The organism is Clostridia bacterium (assembly GCA_014360065.1).
In the GTDB taxonomy this organism is placed as follows: Bacteria; Bacillota; DSM-521; order Neomoorellales; family JACIYF01; genus JACIYF01.
This window is the reverse complement of the sequence record JACIYF010000191.1, coordinates 1-3,447: the sequence shown is the minus strand read 5'-3', so window position 1 is coordinate 3,447 and position 3,447 is coordinate 1. Positions and strand designations below refer to the sequence as shown.

At 52.2% G+C, this 3,447-nt stretch carries 5 protein-coding genes; all 5 read left to right on the top strand.

The window, feature by feature from the left end:
* The first annotated feature begins 42 nt into the window (after positions 1–42).
* The 5 genes from H5U02_14760 to H5U02_14740 all read left to right on the top strand — a co-directional run bounded on the left by H5U02_14760 (position 43) and on the right by H5U02_14740 (position 3,430).
* On the top strand, positions 43–330 hold the full coding sequence (locus tag H5U02_14760; GenBank protein ID MBC7343681.1) for a hypothetical protein: 288 nt from the start codon (positions 43–45) through the stop codon (positions 328–330).
* Positions 331–487: 157 nt separating this feature from the next.
* The gene (locus tag H5U02_14755; protein MBC7343680.1) at positions 488–985 is read left to right on the top strand and encodes a hypothetical protein; all 498 of its coding nucleotides are present in this window, start codon (positions 488–490) and stop codon (positions 983–985) included.
* Between the two features lie 750 nt (positions 986–1,735).
* Complete coding sequence (locus tag H5U02_14750; GenBank protein MBC7343679.1) at positions 1,736–2,458, top strand: PHP domain-containing protein; 723 nt, start codon at positions 1,736–1,738, stop codon at positions 2,456–2,458.
* Between the two features lie 25 nt (positions 2,459–2,483).
* Positions 2,484–3,080 carry a hypothetical protein gene (locus H5U02_14745; protein MBC7343678.1) on the top strand — a complete coding sequence of 199 codons (597 nt, stop codon included), beginning with the start codon at positions 2,484–2,486 and terminating at the stop codon, positions 3,078–3,080.
* 11 nt (positions 3,081–3,091) lie between these two features.
* On the top strand, positions 3,092–3,430 hold the full coding sequence (locus tag H5U02_14740; GenBank protein ID MBC7343677.1) for a hypothetical protein: 339 nt from the start codon (positions 3,092–3,094) through the stop codon (positions 3,428–3,430).
* Positions 3,431–3,447 lie beyond the last annotated feature (17 nt).

The following is a 3,447-nucleotide window of genomic DNA, read 5'->3' as shown; positions in this document are numbered from 1 at the left end:
CTTATGGGGGATCAGCTAGGTAACATTAAGGGCGAAGGGTCATTGGTAGTCAAAGATGTACGATACCCTTTTACATTGTCACCTCACCAGTGGATTAAATATGCAAAACTTAGCAATGGTCAAGCAGTGTTGCACGGAACCATTGATGCCTTCATAGAAGGCAAGGCAGGGACAAGCATTCTGACAATAGGGTTCATCTACGGTATAGACAATGATAAAGCATACTTGACAGCTATGGTCAGTCGTGATGGTATAGGTGGCATAGGCCTCATCTTTGGCCAAGATAATTATTTTCCGGATGAAGTTAGGAACTTGGCCAAGCCTGCTTAGACTATAGTTAGTGCCTATACTTGGGTGCAGTTGTGGCCCCAAGGTCAGATTAAGTACAGTGTACTTCCCAGGGGCGCTCTGTACCCATTTTTTATGTGGACTGGGGTGGTGAGTGTTAGGCATCCCATTAATACCCATTAACGGGGGTCCAGCATTAATGAGGCTAAAAGTGGTGTTGGCTGTTTCACTGGCCCTAAACGTTCTCTTCCTGGCAATCCTACTGAATACGGCTTGCCCGAGGATCGACAGAGAGGCTGAAAACAATTACAGGCTAGCTGTGCACATGCTCCAACAAGCAAGTGATGCAATTGAGCAGTACCATAACGCCAAGTCCCAGACTGATCGATTGGTCGGGCTTCTTAATGCTGACCGCTATATATTTATGAGTACACTATTTTTCAAAGAGGTTGGGTCGTGCCTGGAGACTAGAGGCCTAGAGCCTCATTTTTGGACGAGGCTGTCTACCCTGGAATTTGGAGTATCCGGACACACATACGCACTCATCTCACCTAATAGCCAACCGGCTAGGCCTATGGAAATAACCACAAAGGAGCTTCGCCAACTGGCTGCTGTCATGCCTAACGAGTTTCCGACTCGGGCTCAAGTCCGAGAGATCAATGATGCCTTGGGTTTCACTGGGCCCGAAGAAAAGTGACAAAGCAATTATCGCCAAGCCTGGTCTTTCCGAACCAATGATGAAAATGGAACACAGTAAGCGAAAAAGGTCCGGTTAAGGGGGTGGTTGAGGTAGGATACAAGGTTTGGGTAAGTCTAGGGCTTGAAGTTCATGCGCGCGATCACTCAGCTAAAATCTAACCGAAGGGGAATCGGCTCACTCACGGCGAAATCGGTGCATCCGAAAGAAGTATGAAAATGCCTGGCACTCTGGCGCAAGGCGACTTTGGGCGAGCTTCGCGAGACGTCGGCGAAGCCGAGTCCGGAGGCGGGCCGAAGGACACGATGTCCGGAGCCGGCCACGGACGTGGACGTCCGATTGGCCGGGAAGCCTGCCGGAGGACGAGGGGGGAGCCGTACGGATCGCCAGCGATGCCCTCCGGAGCCAGCGCCAGTGGCCTAGCATACGAGACGTTTCGGCAGCATCCCAAGCCTAATCGGGAGGTAGAGGCTTATAAAGCGTCGCATCCTGGGAGTGCTCCTAGTAGTCCTGTTCATCGCCAGCACATCGATTCTGCCCTCCGCTTCCGCCAGCTCCACCCAGCCGTCGCAAGCCATTTACCGTGACCATCTAAAAGCGGACAGTTTCGCCCTGGCCAACGGAAACCGCCTGATGCTTGTGACTCTGATGGAGCTTGAGCTTTGGAAGGAGTGTCCAACAAAAGCGTATCCGCCAATTTATCTCATTAACCTGGGTCCGAACCCTGTGCGGGCTGCGGTCAAGGAGGTCGTGCTCGGCATTAATGGCGCTTACCGAGCCCAGACGTTGAACCAAGAGGTGCTGCTAGAGGTCGTGACCCAAAAGCCAGAAGAGATTCTCGGATTCCTTTCTCAACATCCCGGCTCCCCTGAAGCCAACAGAGTACTCGGGAAAGCATTTAGAGGGCCCGTAAGCGTAGGACTTCCAGCCAATAACCTCAAATTTGGAGATAAGGCGGCCATTGACATTGGGCTGCGGATCGAGTCCGAAGGCACCCTTCATGTCCTGGCAAGCCAAACCAACGTCGTAATCCTACAGCTACCGGTGCGGACCTACTGGCACGGGGGAGATGGGCATATCCATTCTTCTTGGAGCCCTGACTCGTGGGTGTGGACAATATCCGCGCTTGCTGACTATGCTGCAAATTCTGGTTTCCACTGGATTATAGTCACCGACCATGAAAATGGTATAAACGAAAACTGGCCGACCTATGTCGCTCAATGTAATAATGCCCAGACCAGCCACGCGGTCGTGGTTGCTCCTGGCGCTGAGATAGGCACCCGTGAGTACTGTGAGTATGTAGGTGGACAAGAGATCTGCTATGAAGAAGCGCATGCGTTGGGCTATTGCCTCAATGAATCCGCTGGCTCGATACCCAACAAACAATCAAGACCTCACTCACCAGCAACTAATCAACGCCATAAATGGCCACTATGCCCCCTTCTCGTTTGCGGTTATAGCTCACCCCTATAGAGGTGTTCCTTGGCAGAAATGGAATGTGACTGGGTTCCGGGCCATCGAGCTGCTTTCGTATGAGTATATAGCCAGCGAAGAAACGAAGAACAAATGGTTTGACCTCCTTCGGGTAAACCTTGCAGATACCATCGCAACGGGGAAATTCGTTGTCGGCGTTGGTAATACGGATTGGCATTCTTGGATGGAGTTCTACGAAACGTACCCAGGCAATAGAGGGTTCAGTTGGGTCTACACGCAGGACTATCAGTATTACCTGAGATCATCCATATGGAACGCTATCCGATCTGGTCACGTGAGCGCCTCCGGGCGTAAGGACCTGGGGGTTTTTGCCGTAAACGGGACTGTCCAGGGCAGCGTGATCAAGGTCAGCGCCCAAGGCCAACTTCAGTTCAAGCTGGTTCAGCAGCCGGTAACCGGACGGAGGTGCACCATGGTGCGGATAGTAGATGCCTGGCGCAATCCCATAAGGAATATTGCCAACCCTGGGACGGAAACGTACGTAACCTTGCCACCTCCTCCCAACGATACGTTCTACGTGGTGAAGTTTGAGTTTACTGCCACCGATGGCAGCGAGCCGTCGGATGTCTGGTGCAACCCTATCTTCATCGACAGGATCTAGGAGGTGGCCTCATGAGGCGGTGGCTGAAGTGGCCCTTGCTCCTTATGGTAGGAGCCCTCTGGGGAATAGTCGGTTACAAACTGGCCGAACTTCAGATTTTCTGTCGCTTAGAAGGCGTGGCTCTCTACGTACTTATCGCGTTATGCGAAAGCCTTCTGTGGCTTCGCCATGTAGTCCTCATAATGGACCCAAACCTCCATCGTAGTCTTGTAGAGTACCTCGAGCCGTTTCCTTCTTGGGGTTATGCGGTCCTAGTCGGTATAATAAACGTACTGATCATGTACTTGGTGGTAGTCGGCGTCCGCCGGGCTCTGGCCAGAAGAAGGAGGAGACGAGAGCCAGGGGCCTGAAGCTCCCACTTTTGTAA

What these genes read in the sequence shown, in the direction of transcription:
- H5U02_14755 (MBC7343680.1), top strand. Translation starts at nt 488, where the DNA reads ATGAGGCTAAAAGTGGTGTTGGCTGTTTCACTGGCCCTAAACGTTCTC.
- H5U02_14740 (MBC7343677.1), top strand. Translation starts at nt 3,092, where the DNA reads ATGAGGCGGTGGCTGAAGTGGCCCTTGCTCCTTATGGTAGGAGCCCTC.